The 398-nt window shown below is 61.8% G+C and carries 1 tRNA gene; it reads right to left on the bottom strand.

Going from position 1 to position 398, the window contains the following annotated elements:
* Positions 1-320: 320 nt before the first annotated feature.
* A tRNA-Ile gene (locus ACLD7X_RS19460) sits at positions 321-394 on the bottom strand.
* Positions 395-398: the final 4 nt, after the last annotated feature.

Below are 398 nucleotides of genomic sequence, written 5' to 3'. Positions count from 1 at the left end.
CAACGATTCGATTCATACTGTCAACATGAGCAACAGCAACGTCACCTCGATCGAAACTCGCCTCCGCGCCCGACAGGACGTAGCAGCGGCGGTCCGCGCGCACATGGCGGTCCGAGGGCTCAAAGACGCCGAATTGGCGCGACTTCTTGGATGGACGCAGTCCTACATGAGCCGGCGCACGAACGCGGGGATCAGCTTTTCGGTGGACGATCTTGGAGCTATCGCCGCCCAGCTCGAGCTCGACTTGTCCGACCTAATCGCGATGCCTACGGGTCGACCTGTCCCCAGCGCGGCGCGACCGGCTCGGGATTCAAGCGAAGTAGGGCGGACGGGACTTGAACCCGTGACCGATGGATTATGAGTCCACTGCTCTAACCAGCTGAGCTACCGCCCCATGC

The sequence above is a fragment of the Aphanothece microscopica RSMan92 genome, from assembly GCF_046613545.2.
Taxonomy (GTDB): Bacteria; Cyanobacteriota; Cyanobacteriia; order PCC-6307; family Cyanobiaceae; genus NIES-981.
Note: the sequence above shows the minus strand (reverse complement) of the source record. Positions and strands in the feature narration are given on the sequence as shown.